This is a genomic window from Altererythrobacter aquiaggeris, assembly GCF_037154015.1.
In the GTDB taxonomy this organism is placed as follows: Bacteria; Pseudomonadota; Alphaproteobacteria; order Sphingomonadales; family Sphingomonadaceae; genus Aestuarierythrobacter; species Aestuarierythrobacter aquiaggeris.
In genome coordinates this window covers 1627823-1650280 of record NZ_JBANRL010000001.1, presented here as the reverse complement: position 1 = coordinate 1650280, position 22458 = coordinate 1627823, and the positions used below count along the sequence as shown (strand labels likewise).

19 protein-coding genes are annotated in these 22458 nt (G+C 59.5%); 13 read left to right on the top strand and 6 right to left on the bottom strand.

The features are described from left to right. Positions 1 to 6: 6 nt before the first annotated feature. Together WFP06_RS08085 and WFP06_RS08080 are read left to right on the top strand one after the other, a co-directional pair. Entirely contained in the window at positions 7 to 1257 is a 1251-nt protein-coding gene (locus tag WFP06_RS08085) for a serine hydrolase domain-containing protein (RefSeq protein ID WP_336986706.1), read from the top strand. Between the two features lie 165 nt (positions 1258 to 1422). Further along, positions 1423 to 2628, top strand: coding sequence for a type III PLP-dependent enzyme domain-containing protein (locus WFP06_RS08080; protein ID WP_336986705.1), 1206 nt, complete (start codon positions 1423 to 1425; stop codon positions 2626 to 2628). Here WFP06_RS08080 and WFP06_RS08075 read toward each other — a convergent pair whose 3' ends face one another. The 3 genes from WFP06_RS08075 to murI form a co-directional block, all read right to left on the bottom strand. Further along, positions 2629 to 4848, bottom strand: a complete 2220-nt coding sequence (locus tag WFP06_RS08075; RefSeq protein WP_336986704.1) for a putative bifunctional diguanylate cyclase/phosphodiesterase — start codon at positions 4846 to 4848, stop codon at positions 2629 to 2631. 309 nt (positions 4849 to 5157) lie between these two features. Continuing rightward, positions 5158 to 6378, bottom strand: coding sequence for a 5-aminolevulinate synthase (gene hemA, locus WFP06_RS08070; RefSeq protein ID WP_336986703.1), 1221 nt, complete (start codon positions 6376 to 6378; stop codon positions 5158 to 5160). Between the two features lie 101 nt (positions 6379 to 6479). Then, positions 6480 to 7274, bottom strand: coding sequence for a glutamate racemase (gene murI, locus WFP06_RS08065; RefSeq protein WP_336986702.1), 795 nt, complete (start codon positions 7272 to 7274; stop codon positions 6480 to 6482). A gap of 82 nt (positions 7275 to 7356) precedes the next feature. Between murI and plsY the strand changes: the two genes are divergently transcribed. From plsY to WFP06_RS08045, 4 genes are all read left to right on the top strand, one after another. Next, positions 7357 to 7938: a glycerol-3-phosphate 1-O-acyltransferase PlsY gene (gene plsY / locus WFP06_RS08060; RefSeq protein ID WP_336986701.1), complete on the top strand. Its 582-nt coding sequence runs from the start codon at positions 7357 to 7359 to the stop codon at positions 7936 to 7938. Beyond that, positions 7935 to 9059 carry a DNA-processing protein DprA gene (dprA, locus tag WFP06_RS08055; protein ID WP_336986700.1) on the top strand — a complete coding sequence of 375 codons (1125 nt, stop codon included), beginning with the start codon at positions 7935 to 7937 and terminating at the stop codon, positions 9057 to 9059. Before plsY ends, dprA begins: the two co-directional genes overlap by 4 nt. A gap of 135 nt (positions 9060 to 9194) precedes the next feature. Then, positions 9195 to 11777, top strand: a complete 2583-nt coding sequence (gene topA, locus WFP06_RS08050; RefSeq protein WP_336986699.1) for a type I DNA topoisomerase — start codon at positions 9195 to 9197, stop codon at positions 11775 to 11777. Between the two features lie 241 nt (positions 11778 to 12018). Then, positions 12019 to 12201 (top strand): hypothetical protein, encoded by a 183-nt coding sequence (locus WFP06_RS08045; RefSeq protein ID WP_336986698.1) that lies wholly within the window; start codon positions 12019 to 12021, stop codon positions 12199 to 12201. Between the two features lie 56 nt (positions 12202 to 12257). On the opposite strand, the gene era is transcribed toward WFP06_RS08045, so the two are convergent. The 3 genes from era to lepB are packed head-to-tail and all read right to left on the bottom strand — an operon-like array spanning position 12258 to position 14679. Continuing rightward, the gene (gene era, locus WFP06_RS08040) at positions 12258 to 13172 is read right to left on the bottom strand and encodes a GTPase Era (RefSeq protein ID WP_336986697.1); all 915 of its coding nucleotides are present in this window, start codon (positions 13170 to 13172) and stop codon (positions 12258 to 12260) included. After that, the gene (gene rnc, locus WFP06_RS08035; RefSeq protein WP_336986696.1) at positions 13169 to 13855 is read right to left on the bottom strand and encodes a ribonuclease III; all 687 of its coding nucleotides are present in this window, start codon (positions 13853 to 13855) and stop codon (positions 13169 to 13171) included. The genes era and rnc overlap by 4 nt, the downstream gene beginning before the upstream one ends. Further along, the gene (gene lepB, locus WFP06_RS08030; protein WP_336986695.1) at positions 13852 to 14679 is read right to left on the bottom strand and encodes a signal peptidase I; all 828 of its coding nucleotides are present in this window, start codon (positions 14677 to 14679) and stop codon (positions 13852 to 13854) included. The genes rnc and lepB overlap by 4 nt, the downstream gene beginning before the upstream one ends. Before the next feature lie 209 nt (positions 14680 to 14888). Between lepB and pgi the strand changes: the two genes are divergently transcribed. From pgi to WFP06_RS07995, 7 genes are all read left to right on the top strand, one after another. Then, complete coding sequence (pgi, locus tag WFP06_RS08025; protein ID WP_336986694.1) at positions 14889 to 16418, top strand: glucose-6-phosphate isomerase; 1530 nt, start codon at positions 14889 to 14891, stop codon at positions 16416 to 16418. A gap of 95 nt (positions 16419 to 16513) precedes the next feature. Further along, positions 16514 to 17860, top strand: coding sequence for a glutathione-disulfide reductase (gene gor / locus WFP06_RS08020; RefSeq protein ID WP_336986693.1), 1347 nt, complete (start codon positions 16514 to 16516; stop codon positions 17858 to 17860). 102 nt (positions 17861 to 17962) lie between these two features. Beyond that, entirely contained in the window at positions 17963 to 18979 is a 1017-nt protein-coding gene (locus tag WFP06_RS08015) for an NAD-dependent epimerase/dehydratase family protein (protein WP_336986692.1), read from the top strand. 67 nt (positions 18980 to 19046) lie between these two features. Continuing rightward, complete coding sequence (locus WFP06_RS08010; protein WP_336986691.1) at positions 19047 to 20579, top strand: acyl-CoA carboxylase subunit beta; 1533 nt, start codon at positions 19047 to 19049, stop codon at positions 20577 to 20579. 3 nt (positions 20580 to 20582) lie between these two features. After that, the gene (locus WFP06_RS08005) at positions 20583 to 20999 is read left to right on the top strand and encodes a hypothetical protein (RefSeq protein ID WP_336986690.1); all 417 of its coding nucleotides are present in this window, start codon (positions 20583 to 20585) and stop codon (positions 20997 to 20999) included. 1 nt (position 21000) lies between these two features. Beyond that, the gene (mce, locus tag WFP06_RS08000) at positions 21001 to 21450 is read left to right on the top strand and encodes a methylmalonyl-CoA epimerase (RefSeq protein WP_336986689.1); all 450 of its coding nucleotides are present in this window, start codon (positions 21001 to 21003) and stop codon (positions 21448 to 21450) included. A gap of 143 nt (positions 21451 to 21593) precedes the next feature. Continuing rightward, positions 21594 to 22373: an enoyl-CoA hydratase-related protein gene (locus WFP06_RS07995; protein ID WP_336986688.1), complete on the top strand. Its 780-nt coding sequence runs from the start codon at positions 21594 to 21596 to the stop codon at positions 22371 to 22373. Positions 22374 to 22458: the final 85 nt, after the last annotated feature.

The following is a 22458-nucleotide window of genomic DNA, read 5'->3' as shown; positions in this document are numbered from 1 at the left end:
TTGTGAATGCCTGATACAACTGAACTGAACGGCGTGAACAGCGATCCGGCGGTGCTGGGCTGGATGACGGGTGCACCGGTGCCGAAAGACAGGCTCATCAATCCGGATCACGCGGATCATATGCGATTTCCGCAGACCCGCTGGGCATTTTCGAATATGCGTAAGTTCCTGCCCACAGCGCGCATCTCGCGCGGGCAGGGCGCGCCATCTGCGCTCGCGATGGATTTGCGCGATGATCTGGATGCCTTGCCAATTGCCCCGCTGGGTTCGGGCACACCGCAGCGGCTCGATACTTCGCTGGTGGACAGCTTTACCGATGCATTTCTGGTGATGCACAAGGGCGCAGTCGTGTTTGAACGCTATTTCGGTGTGACGCAGCCTGCATCCACCCATATTGCATTTTCGGTAACCAAAAGTTTCATTGGCACCATCGCGGAAATCCTGATCGAGGAAGGCAAGCTGGCTCCCGCCCGGACAGTGGCGCATTATTTGCCCGAACTGGCAGCCAGCGGTTTTGGCGATGCTACCGTCCGCGACGTGCTGGATATGCGCACTGCGCTCAACTGGTCGGAAATTTACGACGACAGCCAATCGGACATCATCAGGTTTTCCGCCGCCGTGCGGATGAGCCCGCGCAGACCGGATTATTCGGGTCCGAACGACATGTACGCCTATTTGCCCGGCGTATTGCGAGATCAGCACAGCAATCACGGCGAGATGTACAACTACCGCACGGTCAACACAGAGGTCATCGGGTGGATTATCGCGCGGATCGAGGGAAAATCGGGCGATCAGGTCATTTCCGAGCGGATCTGGCAGCCGCTGGGTATGGAGCAGGACGGTGACATCATCTGCGATCCGGCGCTGGTGCCCTTTGCGGGCGGGGGGATGAACCTTTGTCTTCGCGATATGGCCAGGTTTGGCGAAATGATGCGCGCAGGCGGTATGTTTGATGGCCGCAGAGTGGTGCCGCAACCTGTCGTCGATCGGATCAGGGCCGGTTCCGGCCATCCCGGAATGCACCGTGATGATTACCCGCATCTGCCCGGTTTCGATTACAGCAGCCAGTGGTGGCATATGAACGACGATCACGGATGTTTCTCCGCCAGAGGCATCCATGGTCAGGCGATCTGGATCAACCCGGCGGCGGAGATGGTGATTGCGCGCTTCGGTTCCATGCCCGATGCCGCCAACACGGCAAATGACCCGCTTTCGCTTGCCACATACCGGGCAATAGCCGACCATTTGATGGCCTGAGCCTGTTGGCCTGAAAGATGGCCTCGCAAACGCAGCATTTCCGTTTGTAACCGCGAACAAACGTCACTATATCGCCTGTCTGTTGCCGCGCCCCTGTCTACAGGGGGACTTCCTGACCGCGCGGTGACTGTATTTTTGAACCAACCGTTCCGGGGGTCCCTTGAGTTGCACGAATTTCCAGATGCCAAGGCTGTAGTCAGCGCGCTTGCGCCTGACGAACCTGTTATTCTCAACCGTCCGCACGCTGCGGCGCGCGCCGCCCGCTTCTTTACCGAGAAGTTTCCGGGCAAATCGCTCTATGCGGTAAAAGCCAATCCCTCGCCCGAATTGCTGAAGGTTTTGTGGGCGGCGGGTGTCACGCATTACGATGTGGCCTCGATTGCCGAAGTCCGGCTCGCGCGCGAAGCGCTGCCTGACGCCGAACTGTGCTTCATGCATCCGGTCAAACGCGAGCGGGCAATTCGCGAAGCCTATCATGATCACGGCGTGAAAACCTTCTCGCTCGATACGATCGACGAGCTGGAAAAAATCGTCACCGCCTGCAGCGACGGGCAGGGCAATCCTGCGCGGGACTTGCGTCTGCTCGTCCGTTTGCGTGTTTCGAGCGAATATGCCGAATTGTCGCTGGCTTCCAAATTCGGCGTCGATCTGGCCGATGCGGGCAAGTTGCTGCAGATTACGCGGCAACATTGCGACTGGCTGGGCGTCTGTTTCCACGTCGGCAGCCAGGCCATGTCGCCCTTCGCATATGTCCAGGCGCTGGAGCGTGTGCGCGCCTCGATCGCCGATGCCAGCGTGGTGATCGATGTGGTCGATGTCGGTGGCGGCTTCCCGAGTATTTATCCCGGAATGGAGCCCCCTCCGCTCGAAGATTATTTTTCGGTCATTCACCGTCATTTTTACGAATTGCCGATCGCTTACAACGCCGAACTGTGGTGCGAACCGGGCCGGGCGATGTGCGCGGAATACAGCAGCCTGATCGTGCTGGTGGAGAAGCGGCGCGGGGATGAACTGTATATCAATGACGGTTCATACGGCGCACTGTTCGATGCGGCCCATGTGGACTGGCGGTTTCCTGTGGCTGCGTTGGCCGATAATCTGACCGGACCCTTGCAGGAATTCGCGTTCTACGGCCCGACTTGTGACGATGCCGATTACATGAAGGGCCCCTTCATGCTTCCGGCAGACATTCAGGCGGGCGACTATATCGAAATCGGAATGCTGGGTGCGTACGGTGCCGCGATGAAAACCGGCTTCAACGGATTTGGCAATGCCGAAGCGGTGAATGTAACGGACGAACCGATGCATAGCCTTTACCGCGGTGACCGCGCCGATCCGCGCAGCAGCGATAACGTCGTCAACTTGCGCTGATCAGGCGCCGCCTACCACTTGCACCTGCATGAACCGGGGGCTGCTTTTTGGCGCGCCGCCACCCATTTGTTCATGCGGAAACTGTTTTTCCTGATTAAGCGAAGCCAGCGGCATGCCCGCGGCCGCCAGCGCGTAAGGCGATACGCGGTGGCGCGTGCATAACCCGCCCGCGCCATCGCTGACCAATGCGGATTCGAATTCCACGCCGATCGTCTTGTCGGTGGTGCGCGTTACCGTGCCCACTGCCAGCTGCCCGCCGCCCATATCGATCACCAACTGTGTGTCTTTGGGAACCCCGACCAGACCTTCGATCTGCGTCCCTGTTTTGGATAAATCGCGCATCACCGCTTCGTAGCGATGATCTTCGTGGATCACGCCGATCCGGCGGAATACCGAGCGGCGTTCCGGGCGGTGCCGATCGGGACCGCTTGGTTCGATCTTGAATTCGCCGGAACCGATCCGCTGCAGAATCTGGTCCTGCGGTAGCGCTTTGCAATATAGCCAGCCCTGGATCAGCGTGGCGCCTTTGGAGCGGACGACTTCCAACTGATCGAAAGCCTCGACACCTTCGACAGTGGTTTCCATGCCCAGAGCATTTGAGAGGCCGATGATCGCGGCGATGATTTTTGCGCTGTTTTCGTCTTTCTGCGTACAGGTTTCGACAAAGCTGCGGTCAACCTTGATCTTGTCGAACGGCGCGGCGCGCAAATAGCTGAGCGAAGAATATCCGGTCCCGAAATCATCGAGCGCCAGACGGATGCCCAGCTCTTTCAGCGAGCTGAAAATTGCCGCAGTCGTTTCGTTATCGCCGACAAAAATGCTCTCGGTCAGCTCAAGTTCCAGCCTGCCGGGATCGATTTCAGTCTCCCGCAGTACGCGGGCGACGACGTCGGGAAATCCGGGGTTGGCAAATTGTACCGCCGATACGTTCACTGCGACATGGACCTGTTCGGGCCACTGCAACGCATCCTTGCAGGCGTTGATCATGGCCCATTCGCCAAGGTCGTTGATCAGATCGGAATCTTCCGCAACGGGGATGAAAACATCAGGGTTTACAAAGCCGCGCTCGGGATGCGTCCAGCGCATCAGCGCCTCGATGCAGACCACGGTATTGTCTTGTGCGCGGACAACCGGCTGATAGTGAAGCGTCAGATCATCGTTCTGAAGCGCAAGCCTGAGATCATCGATCAGACTGTCGCGCTCCTCCTCCTCATCCTTGAGATCGGACGAGTAAAAGCGGAACTGTCCGCGCCCGCCATTCTTGGCGGCATAAAGCGCCAGATCGGATGCGCGGATCATTTCTTCACGCTCGATACCGTCATAGGGCATGATGGCTATGCCGACCGAGGTACCGATGATCGCGCGTTTTTCCTCGATCGGATAAGGCTGCGAAACGATCTGGATAATCTTGTCGGCCAGTTCACCCAGCGTGCCGCGATCGTCGATATCGGGCAAGATGATCTGGAATTCATCGCCGCCCAGCCGTCCGACTTCCCCGCGATCGCCAACAATGCTTTTCAGCCGTTCGCCAACCTGAACCAGCAAGGCGTCGCCGGCAGGGTGGCCCATGGTGTCGTTGACGCGTTTGAATTTGTCGAGATCGAGCATCATCAGAGCGCAGGCCCGCCGGGATGTCCGGTAGGATGCGATCAACCCGTCAAGCCGGCGGTTCATGTAATGGCGGTTGGCAAGCCCGGTCAGCGAATCATATTCGGCCAGTCTTGAATCGACCAGCTTCTGCTCGTATTCCACCGTGATGTCATATGCGCTGCCGCGGTAACCCTTGAATTCGCCATTTGCGTCAAAGGTCGCTTTTCCGCTGATGGACCACCAGGTCTGGCGGACATCATGCTTTGATTTGCCCAAGGCGAACCGCACCGTGAGGTCGCGGATCTTCTTGCGTGACTTGATCTGGAAGTTGAGCGGACGGTCTGATCGTTCGTCCGGATTGTCGGTATCGGTTTCAAACAGCGCGACCAGCGTTTCACCGACCAGCTCGCTCATCGACAGGCCAAGTTTTTCCGCTGCATTGGGCGACATGTAAATCAGGTTTCCATCAGCATCGGTTGCCCATATCCAGCCGATTGACGCCTGTTCGAATTCGTCAAGCACTTCGAGCCGAAGCTTGGAATCGATGACCATGTTCTGGACGGCACACTTCGGATCGACCGGAGCACTGATCCGGTTGGATAATCCTTGTATCAGATCTCTGACGGCCATGTCGCGTTACTCGGGCTCTCGATAAAAATCTCTGGAGACGCGGTTATGACGACCTATGGTAAACAAGGAGATAATACTTCTGATTTTTCGGATGGAAAGCAACCTTCGCGCGCCGGCCAGCCGCGCTTTCCGGCGCGGGTACGCGGGGCAGAAAGGGGGCTTCCGATTAACCTTAAAGCCCCGCCAATTGTGATACTTATCACGCAATCCAGGCCCGGTGCGGTGCGCCCCGGCAGGGCGGGGCGGGCCGGCTTTCAGCTTGGCTAAAAATACGTGAGTGGTAGCGGCGATAGCAAGATGCGCGATGCGTTACGCCGCCTGGCGCAGTTCCAGATCCATTCTGTCCCAGATTTCGACCAGCGCCTTCGCCAACTCGATCATCATGGCTTCGGTGTGCGCGGGGCCGGGGGTGAAGCGCAGCCGCTCCGTCCCGCGCGGGACGGTCGGGAAATTGATCGGCTGCACATAGACCCCGTATTCAGCCAGCAGAATATCGCTGATTTTCTTGGCGCGGACCGGATCGCCAACCATCACCGGTACGATATGTGTGGTCGAATCCATCACCGGCAGGCCGGCATCGCGGAATATCCGTTTCAGCAGTGCCGCATTGGCTTGCTGTGCTTCGCGCTCGGCACTGGAGTTTTTCAGATGGCGCACCGATGCCAGCACTCCCGCAACCAGAACCGGACTGAGCGAGGTGGTGAAAATGAACCCGGGCGCGTAAGAACGGATTACATCGATAATCTTGCTGTCGGCAGCGATATATCCGCCCATCACGCCGAAAGCCTTGCCCAGCGTACCTTCGATAATATTGATCCGGTCGGCCGCATCATCGCGTTCGGAAATACCGCCGCCGCGTTTGCCGTACATGCCGACCGCATGAACTTCGTCGATGTAGGTAAGGGCGTTATACTTGTCGGCCAGATCGCAGATCGCATGGATCGGTGCGACATCGCCGTCCATCGAATAAACGCTTTCAAAGGCAATCAGCTTGGGCGTTTCTGCATCCTGCGCAGCCAGCAATTCTTCGAGATGTTCCAGATCATTGTGGCGCCAGACCTGCTTTTCGCAGCCGGAATTGCGGATACCCGCGATCATGCTGGCGTGGTTCAGTTCATCGGAGAATATGACACAGCCCGGCAGAAGTTTTGCCAGCGTCGAAAGTGTCGCGTCGTTCGAGACATAGCCGCTGGTGAACAGCAGCGCGCCTTCTTTGCCGTGCAGATCGGCGAGTTCTTCCTCGAGCTGGACGTGAAAATGGGTGTTACCACCGATATTTCTGGTCCCGCCCGATCCTGCGCCGACATCGTGAAGCGCGTCTTCCATCGCCTTGATTACATCCGGGTGCTGACCCATCGCGAGATAATCGTTGCTGCACCAGACGGTGATCGGTTTGGGCCCGTTATGACCATGAAAACAGCGCGCGTTGGGATAGGCGCCCTTGTTGCGCATAATGTCGATAAAGACACGGTAGCGGCCTTCGGCGTGGAGCCGGTCAATCGCCTGATCGAATATCTGGTCGTAGTTCAACGATTATCGCCAACTGCTTCGCCGCCTTCCTGACGGCATTCAAACAGGCCATAACGGCCCATAATCAGGTTTGAAAGGCTAGTCTTTGCGAATGATTCGCATCAAAAGCGCCGGATTTCGGCCAATCCGTAGCTTTCGAGTGCCGGCATCAAATCGTGCAGCCCTTCCTTATCCCCGGTAACGACCATAAAATCGGGACTTTCTCTTTTGAAAACCTGATCTTGCGTCAAATACGCAATTCGCCTTGCAATGCCGCAGGCACCGTCCACAAACCGGACATCGCGGCCAAACTTATCGGCTAACTCGGTTACCAGCAGCGGAAAATGTGTGCACGCGAGCACAACCGTGTCGATATCCGCGCCGCCAACCTGCGCTCGCAGGCCCGCCACTGCCGACTCGACCGCGCTATCCAGCACCCGCTGTCCGCGCAGTTTTGCCTCGGCAGCGCCGACCAGTTCGGGTGCTGCATGGCGCAGCAGTTTCTTGCCGTTCGCAAATTCACGTTCCAGATTATCGACGTAGCTTTGGCGAATGGTCGCCGCTGTCCCCAGCAGCCCGATGGTGCCGGTTTTGGTCATGGCAGCGGCGGGCTTGATCGCCGGGACTGTCCCCACAACCGGCACGTCCAGCGCCTCGCGAACAGCCGCCAGCGCAATTGTCGATGCGGTGTTGCACGCAATCGTGACGAGGCGCGGGCGAAACCTTTCCACCATCCGGCCCAGCAAGGCCGGTACGCGGGCTGCCAGTTCGGCCTCCGATTTTTCGCCATAAGGCAGTGCCGCCATGTCTGCCGCATAGACGATCGGCGCGCCGGGCAAAATCCGGCGAACTTCGGCCAGTATGCTAAGCCCGCCCACACCGGAATCGAAAATCAGAATGGGATCGGCAGGTTTCATCGGCCGCGGTTAATCCACCATTGTCGCGCAAAAAGGAAGAGATGCCTTCGACAATGCCGCAGTCTGACTATAGGAAGCTGAAATGGATTGGATTTTCGCCAGCTTGCTCGGTTACGCATTTGGCTCGGTGCCGTTCGGGCTGCTGCTGACGCGGATTGCCGGGCTGGGCGATGTCCGTAACATCGGTTCGGGCAACATCGGTGCGACCAACGTCCTTCGCACAGGTAACAAAGCGCTGGCAGCGGCGACGCTGATGCTTGATCTGGCGAAGGGTTTTGCACCGGTTGCGCTGGCGTGGGCGTGGCTGCCCGATGTTGCCGGCTTTGCTGCGCTGGGCGCGATCTTGGGGCATTGTTTTCCGGTCTGGCTAAAATTCAAGGGCGGTAAAGGTGTGGCCACGCTGGCCGGAGTCTGTTTCGCACTGGCATGGCAGATCGGCGCGGTATATGCGGCGGTCTGGATTGGAATGCTGGCGATCATGCGTTTTTCATCGCTTGCCGGAATGACAGCCGCCGTGGCTGCGCCCATCGCCGCTTTTGCCTTCGGATTTCCGGGCCTTGTCCCGGTTCTTACGGCGATCGCCGCGCTGATCCTGTGGCTGCACCGCGAAAACATTGCACGCCTGCGGGCCGGAACCGAACCAAAGGTCGGCAGCAAGAAGTGAAGCCTGCTGCGGACTCAAAAACGGGACTGACCCAGGACGAGGCTTTTGCCCGCATCAGGCTGCTACGCTCGCCAAATATCGGGCCGGTAAGCTATGCCCAGCTGATCCGCCGGTTTGGCAGTGCAGCACAGGCGCTTGGTGCGCTTCCCGATCTGGCCGCCAGGGGCAAGCGAGAATACCGTGCCGCTGCCAAAGACCAGATCGAACGCGAAATTGGCGAAGTGCGCAAAGCGGGTGCGCGTTATCTGTTCCACGATATGGCGGAGTATCCCGCATTGCTGGGCCAGATTGACAGCGCCCCGCCCATAATCACCATCCGCGGTGATGCGTCCCTGGCGGCCAGACCCTGCGTCGCAATGGTCGGTGCGCGAAACGCCTCTGCCGCGGCGGTCAAACTGGCGCGCGATTTTGCCCAGGCGCTGGCTGATGCAGGGTTTGTAATAGTTTCGGGACTTGCGCGCGGGATTGACGGCAGCGCGCATCAGGGCGCCATGCCGGCGACCATCGGTGTGATCGCCAGTGGTATCGATATCGCCTACCCCCCGCAGCATTCCGCGTTGCAGGAACAGATCGCGAGCGAGGGTTTCCTGATCGCCGAACAGCCACCCGGCACCGAACCGCGCGGGAGCCATTTTCCCAGCCGCAACCGCATTATTGCCGGTCTGGCTGCGGGAACGCTGGTGGTCGAGGCTGCGCCGAAATCAGGCTCGCTTATCACCGCGCGGCTCGCGGGGGAAAGCGGACGCGAGATTATGGCGATCCCCGGCAGCCCGCTGGACGCGCGAAGCCAGGGCTGCAACCAGCTGATCCGCGACGGAGCAGTGCTGGTCCAATCACCCGACGACGTCATTGAACTCATGTCGGGCTTTGAGGGTGGGCCGCGCAGTTCCTTCTGTGAAGCGCAAGACTTCGGCTACAATCCGGGAGAGAATTTCGCCGATTCCGAAGCTGCCGAACCCGCCGATCTCGCAAGCATGCTGACAACCGCGCCGATCGGCGTTGACGAGTTGATCCGCCAGTCACAGGCCGGCGCCGCAGCGGTGCAGATGGCGCTGCTGGAGCTTGAAATCACGGGACAACTGGTCAGACACGCGGCAGGGCGGGTCAGCCTGATTGGCTGAGCGAAACAAGAACGGGGTGGCGAAACCGCAGAAAAGCCACCATATGCGCTGCCAAACACCGCGGGCTTGACGCGCCATTACGCCCGGTTCCACTCTCGCGTGCACGTGTACACGTAAGGAAAAATCCGAATTACCATGCAGCTTGTTATCGTCGAATCGCCCGCCAAGGCGAAAACCATCGAGAATTATCTGGGCAAGGGCTTCAAGGTCCTCGCTTCATACGGCCACGTCCGCGACCTGCCGCCCAAAGATGGCAGCGTGCGTCCTGACGAGGATTTCGCGATGGATTGGGAGATGTATCGCGACAAGCAGAAACAGGTGAAAGCAATCACCGATGCGGCCAAATCCGCCGACCGTCTGATTCTGGCAACTGACCCTGACCGCGAAGGCGAGGCAATCAGCTGGCACGTTCAGGAACTGCTCCGCAAGCGAAAGGCGCTGCCGGCGGTGGTTGACCGTGTGACCTTCAACGCGATTACCAAAGCCGCCGTCACCGAAGCGATGAAGTCTCCGCGCGGGCTGGATATGGATCTGATCGACGCCTATCTGGCGCGCCGCGCGCTCGATTATCTGTTCGGCTTTACGCTCAGCCCCGTCTTGTGGCGCAAATTGCCGGGCGCGAAATCGGCCGGCCGCGTCCAGTCGGTCGCCTTGCGGATTGTCGTTGATCGCGAGAAAGAAATCGAAGCCTTTAAGCCGCAGGAATATTGGTCGATTGTCGCCCGATACGAACAGGACGGCACGCAATTCGATGCGCGTATGGTCAAATTCGCCGGCGACAAGATCGACAAGATGACCCTGGGCGAAGAAGGCTCCGCGATGAAGGCCAAGGCCGCCGTCGAAGGTTCGCGCTTCACTGTCGAGGACGTTGATACCAAGCCGCTCACGCGTAATCCCTCGCCGCCATTCACCACCTCGACGCTGCAGCAGGAGGCTTCGCGCAAGCTGGGTTTTTCGGCCAGCCACACGATGCGGCTGGCGCAGAATTTGTACGAAGCGGGCGCGATCACTTATATGCGGACCGACGGTGTGCAGATGGATGGCAGTGCGATCGATGCCGCACGCAGCGCCATTGCCGAGCGGTACGATGGCAATTACGTGCCGCAAAAGGCGCGTTTTTACGCCACCAAGGCCAAGAACGCACAAGAAGCTCACGAAGCGATCCGGCCAACCAGCTTCAAGATCGACCGCAAGGGCAGCGGCGACGAGGCCAAGCTGTATTCGCTGATTTTCAAACGCGCCATGGCCAGCCAGATGTCCAGCGCCCGGCTTGAGCGCACTGCGGTGACCCTGCGCGATCCCACCGGCCTTCACGAATTGCGCGCGACCGGCCAGGTCGTGAAATTTCCCGGTTTTATGGCCGTGTACGAAGAAGGCCGCGACGACAGCGAAGACGATGCGAATCTTTTGCCGCATATGGCCAAGGGTGATGCCCCGCATCGCCGCGGTGTGGAGGCAAACCAGCATTTCACCCAGCCGCCGCCGCGTTTTTCCGAAGCCAGTCTGGTCAAACGGCTGGAGGAGCTGGGCATCGGGCGTCCGTCCACTTATGCCAGCACCATCCAGACCATCCGCGACCGCGATTATGTGCGGATGGAGAAGAACCGCTTTTTTGCCGAGGAAAGCGGGCGGCTGCTTACCAGCTTCCTCGAACGCTTCTTCCCGCGCTATGTCGCGTATGATTTCACCGCGGGGATGGAAGACCAGCTTGATGTGGTTTCGGATGGCAAGGCCGAATACAAGCAATTGCTCGCCGAATTCTGGAAGGATTTCAAACCCAAATCCGACGAAGTGATGGAATTCAAACCATCCGAAGTCAGCGAAATCCTCGACGAATTTCTGTCCGATTACCTGTTCCCGCCCAAAGAAGACGGCAGCGATCCGCGGCTGTGCCCCAAATGCGAGGCTGGCCGTCTGGCGCTTCGCGGCGGTAAATATGGCGCATTTGTCGCGTGCTCGAATTACCCCGAATGCAAATTTACCCGCCGTTTCGCGCAGCCGGGCGGCGAGGGTGAAGATGGCAGCGATGACCAGTCGATGGGCAAAGACCCCGTCAGCGGCCTCGAAGTGGAACGCAAGACGGGCCGCTTTGGCCCGTATATCCAGTTGGGCGAGGGCAAGGACGCCAAGCGCGCCAGCATTCCCAAGGACCTCGATGATTTCGATCTGGACTGGGCTTTGAAACTGCTCGATCTGCCGCGCATCGTGGGCTCACACCCGGAAACCGGCAACGAGATTGAGGCCAATATCGGCCGCTATGGTCCATATCTGCGGCACGACGGCAAATATGCCAAGCTGACCAGCACACGCGATGTCTTCGACACGGGCATGAACGCCGCGGTCACGCTGCTGGCGGAGGCGGCCAATCGCAAGGGCGGCACCCGCGCCAAGGCTGAACCGATCAAGACATTCGGCAAACATCCGGTCAGCGAAGCCGAAATGAAGGTGCTGCCGGGCCGCTATGGTCCTTACGTTACCGACGGCACCACCAACGCCACGATCCCGCGCGACATGAAGCCTGAAGACGTGACCGAGGAACAGGCCATCGGGCTGATCGACGCCCGCGTCGCCAAGGGACCGGTGAAGAAAAAGCGCAAGAAGGCCGCGCCCAAGAAAAAAGCTCCCGCCAAAAAGAAGGCTGCCGCCAAGAAAAAACCGGCAGCAAAGAAGAAAGCGCCCGCCAAAAAGAAAGCGCCCGCCGAAGAGCAAGCGGACTGATCAAGTGCGTTATCCCTGCCGGCGCCGGGGATGACAAAGCGGGGGGCAGGGTTACACTAGTTACACCCTGTAACTCTAATCGCGTCGCAGTTAACGACGCGATTAGAATGGTTTGCGTGCCACGATCAAAAGCGGACACTTTTGACGAAGCGGCAAAAAACCGATATACGACGGTGTGAAAGAGCCTCACGCGCTGTGACGGATTGTAGCGGTGTAGGACAGCAAATCGGGTGGAAATTTAATGGGTAAAGATAATTTCGAACGGCACAAGCAACCCTGGAATTCCGACGAGGCGGGCAAGCTGAAACTGCTCGCCACCAAGGGTCAGGGCCTCAAGCAAATTGCCAAGGCGCTCAACCGCAGCGAGGAATCCACGCGCGACTTCGCTAAAAACAACAAGATCGCGATTGCCAAAAAGCGTTAGGCGGGTGGTCAACCCAGCCTTCGCAAAGCTGACCGGGCGAATAAGGCGGCGTCAGATCAGCGCCCGAATTCCAGCCCCATTTCCTCGAACACTTCCTTGTCATTGGCCCAGTTTTCGCTGACTTTGACGTGCAGGAACAGATGGACTTTCTGACCTAGCAGCTCGGTCAGCTCCAGCCTCGCAGCCTCGCCGATTGCCTTGATCTTGCTGCCGCCTTTGCCCAGCACAATCGGTTTCTGGCTTTCGCGTCCGATCACGATTTGCTGGCGGATTTCCACGCTTCCGTCCTTGCGGCGGGTGTAGCTTTCCGGGCGCACCGCACTGTCATAGGGCAGTTCTTCGTGCAACTGGCGGTACAGCTGTTCGCGCGTGATTTCGGCGGCCAGCAGCCGTTCGCTGGCATCGGACACCTGATCTTCGGAAAAGTGCCACACACCCTGCGGCATCAGCGCGGCGAGCGCATCTTTCAGTTCGGGCACGCCGTCACCCGACAGCGCGGAGATGAAGTAGATTTCTTCGAAATTGACCGCTTCGCCCAGTTCCTGCGCCAGCGCGAGCAACGGTTCTTTCTTGGCAATATCGACCTTGTTGAGCACCAGCAGCTTGCGTTCGGGGCGGTCTTTCAAACCTTCCAGCAAAGGCGTCAGTTCATGACGGCGCTGCTTCACCGGATCGACCATCAGGATAATCGCGTCGGCTTCGTGCGTGCCTTCCCATGCGGCGGCGACCATCGCGCGGTCAAGCCGCCGTTTGGGCGCAAAAATACCGGGCGTGTCGGCAAGAATGATCTGCGTCTGGCCGTGCAGCGCAACGCCAAGCATCCGCGCGCGGGTGGTTTGCGCCTTGGCCGAAGTGATCACGACTTTCTGGCCGACCAGCGCATTGACCAGTGTGCTTTTGCCCGCATTGGGCGCACCGATCACGGCGACGATCCCGCATTTGGGCGATTGTTCTTGCTGCGTTTTGCTCACGCGAATTTCTCCATGAAAGCCAGCGCAGCCGCAGTCTGGGCCTCGCGCTTGCTGGCGGCGGTGGCTTCTGCCGTGCCGACGTTCTTGACTGTGACAGTAACGGTAAACTGCGCCGCGTGATCGGGACCGCTACGGGCCTTGATTTCATATTCGGGGGGCTTGCGCTGGTTGCCCGCGGCCCATTCCTGCAGCGCACTTTTGGGGTGTTTCGAGATACCCGTATCGGACAGCACCAGATCGGACCAAATCCGGTGGATCAGATCGCGCGTTTCGTCAAATCCGCGTTCGATGAAACTGGCGCCCAGCAGGCTTTCGATCACATCGCCCAGAATGTTGTCGCTTTCCGCGCCGCCATCGTCGCGCGCCTGTTTGCCCATCCGGATATGGTCGGGCAGCCCGACCTGGCGGGCAACCACCGCGCAGGTCTGGCGGCTGACGAGTGCGTTGAGGCGCTGTGACAAAGCGCCTTCGGATGCCGGATTGCGTTCGAACAGCCATTCGGCAATCGACAGGCCCAACACGCGGTCGCCCAAAAATTCCAGCCGTTCGTAATTGCGTTTGGCGCCATAGCTGCCATGCGTCAGCGCTTCGAGATAAAGCAGGTCGTCTTCCGGTTCGATACCCAGCCCCGCCAGCCAGACCCGCGTTTCGGGAGTAAGCCCCTGATCGGCGGCGAGTGTCAAAATGTCCCGCCAATCCGGCTGCCGCGCGCGGCAGTGAACCATGTCCACGGCAATAACCATTCAGCGCCGCCGTCGGTTGACCACATCATTACCTGGGCGCGGCCAACCAGCAGATCCTGATCGACCAGCCCGACACCGCCGCCCGGCTGCGCGGGGAAGCGGCTGTCCTGCGAATTATCGCGGTTGTCGCCCATCACGAACATTTTACCCGCAGGCACGATGACCGGCGCGGAATCATCCTGCGGGGTGGGGCCGAAATCGAGCACATCGTAGCTTTCGCCCGATGGCAGTGTTTCGCGGAACTGCGGATATGCGCAGACCCCGCCGTCTGCGGTCGCGCGGAAATACCGCTCGTAAACGCAGCCCGTGTTGGGTGTGACAGGAATGGTGAAATCGTCGATCTGCACCTTGGGGACCGGCGAACCGTTCAGGATTATCTGTCCGCCGCGCATCGCGATGGTATCACCCGGCACGCCGATCACGCGCTTGATATAATCCACCCCGTCCACCGGATGCTTGAAAATCACCACATCGCCGCGTTCGGGCTCGTTTGCAAAAATGCGTCCGGGGATCAGCGGCAGACCGAAAGGCAGCGATGCACTGGTAAAACCATAAGGCCATTTGGCCGCAAGCAGATGGTCGCCGTTCCACAGACGCGGCAACATGCTTTCGCTGGGAATATTGAAGGGCGAGAAAATGAAGCTGCGGAAAATTACCACCACCAGTGCCAGCTTGAGCAGGAACTTCCAGAAGCTGTCCTGCTCCTTCGGCGCGGCGGCGGCCGGCTTGCTGTCCAGCTCGCGTATCTGAGTTGTTTCGGTCATCGGGAATGCCCTGCTAGGCGCGGTCGTTCCGGTCAAGTCCGGCGATGCGATTTGGCGATTGATACCCGCGCTGATTCAATGCCAATTCAATGCCAATTCACGGCCAATTCAATGCCAATTCACGGCTCCGTAAATATTGCTTTCCCAGCCAGGAAACCATAGGCGCAGCGCTGGATCGCTGGCGCACCGCGGCGAAAAGGGATTTTGCGATGAATGATGCAGCCACGCAGCTCTGGAAGCAGATCGAACAGCTGGACCACACCCCGCTGCCGGAACTGTTCGCGAAAGAGGCTGACCGGCTGGAGCGGCTGTCCGCGCGGCTGGAATGGTGCAGTAACGCAAAGCAGGTCGGCGCGGTGTTCGACTGGTCGAAAACGCATCTATCGGCCGAAAATCTGCCGCTGCTTGAAAAACTGGCCCAGGCCGCCAACTTTGCCGCGCACCGCGACGAATTGCTCGGCGGCGAAATCGTCAATGTCACCGAAGGCCGCGCCGCCACGCATACCGCCGAACGCGGGATCGGCGCGGATGAGGATGTGGCGCTGGCCGATGCGCTGCATATGCGGATGCGCGGGCTGGTCGAGGCAATCCACGCGGGGGCCTTGGGCGAGGTGAAGCACCTGATCCATATCGGCATCGGCGGCAGCGCGCTGGGTCCAAAACTGGCGGTCGATGCGCTGGGCCGCGATGGCGCCGAGGTCGATGTCCATGTCGTCAGCAATATCGACGGGCTGGCTTTGGAAGCGGCCTTCGATGCCTGCGACCCGGCGACCACGATGATCGCGGTGGCATCCAAAACCTTTACCACCATCGAGACGATGACCAACGCCGAAAGCGCGCTAAGCTGGCTGAACGCCAATGGGGTCGGCGATACTTATGGCCGTGTGGTTGCGCTGACCGCAAACCCCGAAGCTGCGGTGAAGTGGGGCGTGGATGAAACCCGCGTGCTGCCGTTTGCCGAAAGCGTCGGCGGGCGATATTCGCTGTGGTCCTCGATCGGGTTTCCCGTAGCGATTGCGCTGGGCTGGAGTGATTACGCGGAAATGCTCGAAGGGGCCGCCGCAGTGGACAGCCATTTCCGCGACACGGACGGCGCGGCGAATCTGCCGCTGCGTGCGGCCTTTGCCGACCGGCTGTATGCGCGGGTGATGGGCGCGCAAACCCGCGCGGTTTTCGCTTATGACGAACGGCTGCGGTTTTTCCCCGATTACCTCCAGCAGCTTGAGATGGAATCGAACGGCAAGCGCGTGACGGCTGAGGGCGAGGAAGTTACCGAGCCGACCGCGCCGGTTACGTGGGGCGGGGTGGGGACGGACGGCCAGCACGCCGTGTTCCAATTGCTGCATCAGGGCACGCATCTGATCCCCGTGGATTTCATCGCCAGCATCGCGCCCGGCGATACGCAGGATCCCGCGCATCACCGCATCCTGCTGACCAATTGCTTCGCGCAAGGCGCAGCGCTGATGGCGGGCGAAAAGGGTGAGGATGCCGCACGCCGCTTCCCCGGCGGACGGCCCAGCGCGACGATCCTGTGCGACGATATCGACCCCGCAACCTTTGGCGCGCTGGTGGCGTTTCACGAACACCGCACCTTTGCCAATGCAGTCTTGATGGGGATCAACCCGTTCGACCAGTTCGGCGTGGAACTGGGCAAGAAAATGGCGAAGAGCATTGAGGCAGGCGGCGGCGAGTTTGATGCCAGCACTCAGGCGCTGCTGGATGCGGCCGGGTTGACCTAGCGCGTCATCCCGGCGCAGGCTGACATCGCTATCCATAAATTCCGCGCTCGAATTTGAGCGACCCCGGCGTGCGCCGGGGTGACGAAAGGTTTTCAATGCCCAAATACGATTACGACCTCTTCACCATCGGTGCCGGTTCCGGCGGTGTGCGTGCTTCGCGGATTTCGGCAGCGCATGGCGCCAAGGTGGCGGTGGCGGAGGAATACCGCGTTGGCGGGACCTGCGTCATTCGCGGCTGCGTGCCCAAAAAGATGCTCGTTTACGGGGCGCATTTTGCCGAGGATCTGGAGGACGCGCTGCAATTCGGCTGGTCTATCGAGGGCAAGAGCTTCGACTGGAAAAAGCTGCGCGATAATGTCCAGAAGGACGTTACCCGGCTGGAGGGGCTATATACCGAAACGCTGGAGAACAACGATGTCGAGGTGATCGAGCAGCGCGCGACCATCACCGGCCCGCACGAGGTGACGCTGGCCGACGGTACGGTCAAAACCGCGAAGTATATTCTGGTCGCCGCCGGTGCGCGCCCGCGTCTGCCCGGCTGTGCGGGCGGCGAACTGGGTATCACGTCGAACGAGGCATTCCACCTCGATGCCATACCCAAGCGCATCCTGATCGCGGGCGGCGGTTATATCGCCAACGAATTTGCCGGAATCTTCAACGAATTCGGATCGAAAGTGACCATCATCAATCGCAGCGACACATTGCTGCGCGGATATGACCATTCGATCCGCGACCGTTTGCTGCAGATATCGCTGATGAAAGGGATCGATTTCCGGTTCAATGCAGAGTTTGAATGCATCGAGAAAACCGAGGCCGGCTGTTTGCGCGTCACGATGTCGGGTCATGAACCGATGGAAGTCGATTGCGTGATGTATGCGACCGGCCGCGTGCCCAACAGCGAAAATCTGGGCCTTGAAAATGTGGGCGTGGAAGTGGACGACAATGGCGCGATCAAGGTGGACGAATATTCCAGAACCAACGCCGACAGCATTTATGCGGTGGGTGATGTAACCGACCGTATCCAGCTGACCCCGATTGCCATCCGCGAAGGCCAGGCTTTTGCCGATACCGTGTTTGGCAATAATCCCCGAACGGTCGATTATGGCTGCGTGCCCAGCGCCGTGTTCAGCCATCCGCCCATCGCCGCAGTGGGCATGACCGAAAGCGAAGCGCGCGACAAGCTGGGCGGGGTGAAAGTCTATACGTCCGATTTCCGCGCGATGAAAAACGTCATCGCAGGGCGTAACGAGCGCAGCCTCTACAAGATGGTTTGCGAGGAAGGGACGGACAGGATCGTCGGCATCCATATGATCGGGCCGGAATCGCCCGAAATCATGCAAGCCGCAGCGGTTGCGGTAAAAGCCGGTCTGACCAAGGCCGATTTCGACGACACCGTGGCCATCCATCCGACGATGGCGGAAGAACTGGTGCTGCTAAAGTAGTCTTTACCCCGGTGAAGCGGATACGCACCTGCCGAGATCAACCGGAATTATTGCGGCATTGCGGTGATTGCGCTATCCCGCTTACAGGGGGATTTTATCGAAATGACCGGCACGGTACTTGTCACAGGCGGCAGTGGTTTTATTGCGGGGGAGTTGATCGATCAACTGCTCGCCAAAGGCTGGCACGTCCACACCACCATCCGCGATAAAGCCAGAGAACCCGCGCTGCGTGGCCGTTTCGCCGATCACGATACGCGGTTGAAGGTCTTCAAGGCCGATTTGATGAGCGATGATGGCTGGGCCGAAGCTGTCGCAGGCTGCAGCCATGTGGCGCACGTCGCTTCGCCGCTGTCGGCACAAACGCCCAAAGACGAAAACGACATGATCGTCCCCGCGCGCGAAGGCACTTTGCGTGCGCTGCGGTTTGCCAGGGCGGCGGGTGTCAAACGGTTCGTCCAGACCAGTTCGATCGCGGCGGTGGCTTATGGCCATGATGCCAAAGAGATTACCGTAACCGAGGCTGACTGGACCGATGTGAACGGCGCGGACACCACAGCCTACGCCAAGTCGAAAACAATTGCCGAACGCGCCGCACGCGACTGGGTGGCTGCCGAAGGCGGTGATCTGGAATTTGTCTCGGTCAATCCCGTCATGGTGCTTGGTCCGGTGGAAAGTGCGGACTTTTCGCCTTCGGTCCTCGCAGTCCAGCAATTGCTCGACGGGTCGGCCCCGATGGCGCCCGATATCGGATTCGGGGTTGTCGATTTGCGCGATGTGGCAGACTTGCACGTCCGCTGTCTGGAGGAACCGGGTCTGGCGGGGGAGCGTTTTATCGCCTCGGGCAAGTTCATGACGCTGCATGATATTGCGCAGGTGCTGCGCGCCGGCCTGGGCGATCAGGCAAGGAAAGCGCCGACCAAACAGATGCCCGACTGGCTGTTTTCGATCTTTGCCCTGTTCAATGCGCCCTTGCGCGGATTGAAGGCCAGCATCGGGCGCGTGGTCCATTCTGATGCCTCGCACGCCGAACAACGGCTTGGCTGGAAAACGCGGGCCGAAGAAGAGAGCATTCTCGATTGCGGACGCAGCCTGATCGAACACGGAGTGGTGAAGGTTTAGCCCGCGCTGCTTGACCCGGCGCTATCCCCGGCTCTAGGCCCATCGGCCTAAGAACGCAGGGAAACATATGTCCGCCAATATCGCCGAAATGGAACGCCGCCGGGATGCCGCACAATTGGGCGGCGGTCAGCAGCGGATCGATGCGCAGCACGCCAAGGGAAAGCTGACCGCGCGCGAGCGGCTGGACATTCTCCTCGATGATGGATCATTCGAAGAATCCGATATGTATGTCGTGCATAATTGCACCGATTTCGGGATGGATGCGGAACATATTCCGGGCGACGGCGTGGTCACCGGCAGCGGCACGATCAACGGCCGGCTGGTTTATGTTTACAGTCAGGATTTTACCGTTTTCGGCGGCAGTCTGTCGGAACGTCATGCGGAGAAAATCTGCAAGGTGCTCGACACCGCGATGAAGGTGGGCGCGCCGGTCATCGGTCTGAATGACAGCGGCGGCGCGCGGATTCAGGAAGGCGTCGCATCGCTGGGCGGATATGCCGAAGTGTTCCAGCGCAATGTTCTGGCCAGCGGCGTTGTCCCGCAAATCAGCCTGATCATGGGGCCTTGTGCCGGCGGTGCGGTGTATTCGCCCGCGATGACCGACTTCATCTTCATGGTGAAGGATAGTTCGTACATGTTCGTGACCGGCCCCGATGTGGTGAAAACGGTAACCAACGAAGTCGTGACGCAGGAAGAACTGGGCGGCGCGGTGACGCATACGACCAAAACCAGCGTCGCCGATCTGGCGTTTGAAAACGACATCGAGGCGCTGATGGCGGCGCGCAATTTCGTCGATTTCCTCCCGCTGTCGAACCGCGTGGAAGTGCCCGAGCGGCCGACAAATGATCCGCATGACCGGGAGGACATGAGCCTCGACACGGTCATCCCCGACAACGCCAACCAGCCTTACGATATGCACGAGGTGCTACGGAAAGTACTGGACGAGGGCGATTTCTTCGAAGTGCAACCGGCGCATGCGGGCAACATATTGTGCGGTTTTGGCCGGATCGAGGGGCGCACCGTGGGCGTGGTCGCAAACCAGCCGATGGTGCTGGCGGGCGTGCTGGATATCAATTCCAGCAAGAAAGCCGCGCGCTTCGTGCGGTTTTGCGATGCATTCGAAATTCCGATCCTGACCTTCGTCGATGTCCCCGGCTTCCTGCCCGGCACCGCTCAGGAGCATAACGGCATCATCAAGCACGGCGCGAAATTGCTGTTCGCCTATGCCGAGGCGACCGTGCCCAAAATCACCGTGATCACCCGCAAAGCCTATGGCGGCGCCTATGACGTGATGGCGAGCAAGCATTTGCGCGGCGACCTCAACTACGCCTGGCCCACGGCAGAAATTGCCGTGATGGGCGCAAAGGGCGCAGTGGAAATCATCTTCCGCAAAGACGCGGGCGATCCCGACAAAATCGCCGAGAAAACGAAGGAATATGAAGACCGCTTCGCCAACCCCTTCGTGGCAGCGCAGCGCGGCTATATCGACGAGGTGATTTATCCGCACTCCACGCGGCGGCGGATTGCGTTGGGGCTGCGCAAGCTACGCGGGAAGGTGCTGGAGAATCCGTGGAAGAAGCATGACAACATTCCGCTTTAAACCATGAACGGGATTCTCATCGCTCTCATTGGCTTAATCGCTGCCTTCGTCGGTGGTGCGATCCAAGCCTACGCAACAAATCGGTTCGAAAAATCCAAATTCGAGAGAGAGGCCAAATGGCAGCTATATTCGGCCTACTTCGTCACACTCGGCGAATTGAGCTTCACCGCTAGAGATAAGCAGAGGCATACTGATGCGCTGGCGAGGATGGCCAACATTCGTGGTCAGATTGGAATACAGGGGTCGCCACAAGTTATAGAAGCCGTCGGACAGGTTTTTCGACATCCCGATCTCCTGAGGGAAGCACAATCTGCGATGGCGAAGGCATTACGTGCAATGCGTGAAGACCTTGGCAAAACTGACAACCGACTAACGGAAGATGCTATGGTACAGCTGATGTTTGGCTCACGGGAATTTTAGGATGAAACTCGGCCGTCTCAACCATATTGGCGTCGCCACGCCCTCGATCGAGGAATCGGTGCGCTATTACCGCGATGTCATGGGCGCGACCTCGTTCCACAAGCCCTTCGATCTGGAGGCGCAAGGGGTGAAGGTTTGCTTTGTAGATACGCCCGGCCAAAATGGGACTCACGGCACGCAGATCGAGCTGATCGAGCCGCTCGGACCCGACAGCCCCATCGCCAAGTTCCTCGAAAAGAACCCTGCCGGCGCGCAGCATCACGTCTGCTACGAGGTCGAGGATATCGAGGAGGCGCGCAGCTGGTTCGAGGGGCTGGGCAAGCGCATTCTTGGCCCCACGCGCATCGGGGCGCATGGCACGCCGATTTTCTTTCTCCACCCCAAGGATATGATGGGCCAGCTGACCGAGATCATGGAAACCCCTGGGGAAGGTTCGCATTGGTCGAACTGAGCGGGCGGCGTGAGTGCGGCGCACCAATTTCTCTCCCCGTCAGGCAGAGGAGTTAGGTTGCACTTGCTCCGTAGCCGGATGCAGATTAATCGGACGGTTAAATAGCAAATTGATACCTCCTGAACGGGAGCGCGGGAGAGACAATGGCTTACACACTGATCAATGTCGAAACGGCGGATGACGTCACCACGATTACGTTGAACCAGCCCGAGCGGCTGAATGCCTGCCCGCCCGATATGGCAGTGGAAATCCGCGATGTGCTGGCCGATCCGAAAGATGCGCGTGCGATACTGATCACTGGCGCTGGCCGGGCGTTTTGTTCGGGTGCCGATCTGTCGGGCCGCGCGGACAAGGGTATGGGCGGGCGCGGCGCCTACGATTCGCTCAGCCTCAGCTACAATCCGCTGATGAAGGAATTTGCGCGTTGCCCCGTGCCGATTGTGACTGCTGTGAACGGTCCGGCGGCGGGCATCGGGTGTTCCATCGCGCTGGCGGGTGATTTTGCGGTGGCAGGTTCGAGCGCCTACTTCCTGCAGGCCTTCGTCAACATCGGCCTTGTGCCCGATGGCGGCGCAAGCTGGATGCTGCCCCGCCTGATCGGCAAGGCGCGCGCCACAGAAATGATGCTGCTGGGCGAGAAAATCCCCGCCGAGAAGGCAGAGGAATGGGGCCTGATTTACAAGGCTGTGCCCGACGACGCGCTGATGGATGAGGCGATGGCGCTGGCAAAACGCCTCGCCTCCGGCCCGACGCTGGCGCTGGGCGTGATGCGTCAAAACATCAATAAGGCGCTCGATCTGGATTACTCCTCCGCGTTGCATAACGAGGCGGAAGGCCAGTGGCAGGCGGGCGGCAGTCAGGACGCAATCGAAGGCGCGATGTCGTTCCTGCAAAAACGCAAGGCAGTGTTCAAGGGGAAGTGATGGCCGCATCAGCATCCCGGCGCTGGCCAATCTCAGCTAGGATCACGAGGATATTTCGGTTCGCCCACTTTCAGCCCTCTTCCGA

Coding starts and splice junctions, on each gene's coding strand:
- WFP06_RS08085 (WP_336986706.1), top strand. CDS start 7: ATGCCTGATACAACTGAACTGAACGGCGTGAACAGCGATCCGGCGGTG.
- murI (WP_336986702.1), bottom strand. CDS start 7,274: ATGAAACCTGCCGATCCCATTCTGATTTTCGATTCCGGTGTGGGCGGG.
- WFP06_RS08045 (WP_336986698.1), top strand. CDS start 12,019: ATGGGTAAAGATAATTTCGAACGGCACAAGCAACCCTGGAATTCCGAC.
- WFP06_RS08015 (WP_336986692.1), top strand. CDS start 17,963: ATGACCGGCACGGTACTTGTCACAGGCGGCAGTGGTTTTATTGCGGGG.
- gor (WP_336986693.1), top strand. CDS start 16,514: ATGCCCAAATACGATTACGACCTCTTCACCATCGGTGCCGGTTCCGGC.
- WFP06_RS08075 (WP_336986704.1), bottom strand. CDS start 4,848: ATGGCCGTCAGAGATCTGATACAAGGATTATCCAACCGGATCAGTGCT.
- WFP06_RS07995 (WP_336986688.1), top strand. CDS start 21,594: ATGGCTTACACACTGATCAATGTCGAAACGGCGGATGACGTCACCACG.
- WFP06_RS08005 (WP_336986690.1), top strand. CDS start 20,583: ATGAACGGGATTCTCATCGCTCTCATTGGCTTAATCGCTGCCTTCGTC.
- lepB (WP_336986695.1), bottom strand. CDS start 14,679: ATGACCGAAACAACTCAGATACGCGAGCTGGACAGCAAGCCGGCCGCC.
- WFP06_RS08010 (WP_336986691.1), top strand. CDS start 19,047: ATGTCCGCCAATATCGCCGAAATGGAACGCCGCCGGGATGCCGCACAA.
- plsY (WP_336986701.1), top strand. CDS start 7,357: ATGGATTGGATTTTCGCCAGCTTGCTCGGTTACGCATTTGGCTCGGTG.
- mce (WP_336986689.1), top strand. CDS start 21,001: ATGAAACTCGGCCGTCTCAACCATATTGGCGTCGCCACGCCCTCGATC.
- topA (WP_336986699.1), top strand. CDS start 9,195: ATGCAGCTTGTTATCGTCGAATCGCCCGCCAAGGCGAAAACCATCGAG.
- pgi (WP_336986694.1), top strand. CDS start 14,889: ATGAATGATGCAGCCACGCAGCTCTGGAAGCAGATCGAACAGCTGGAC.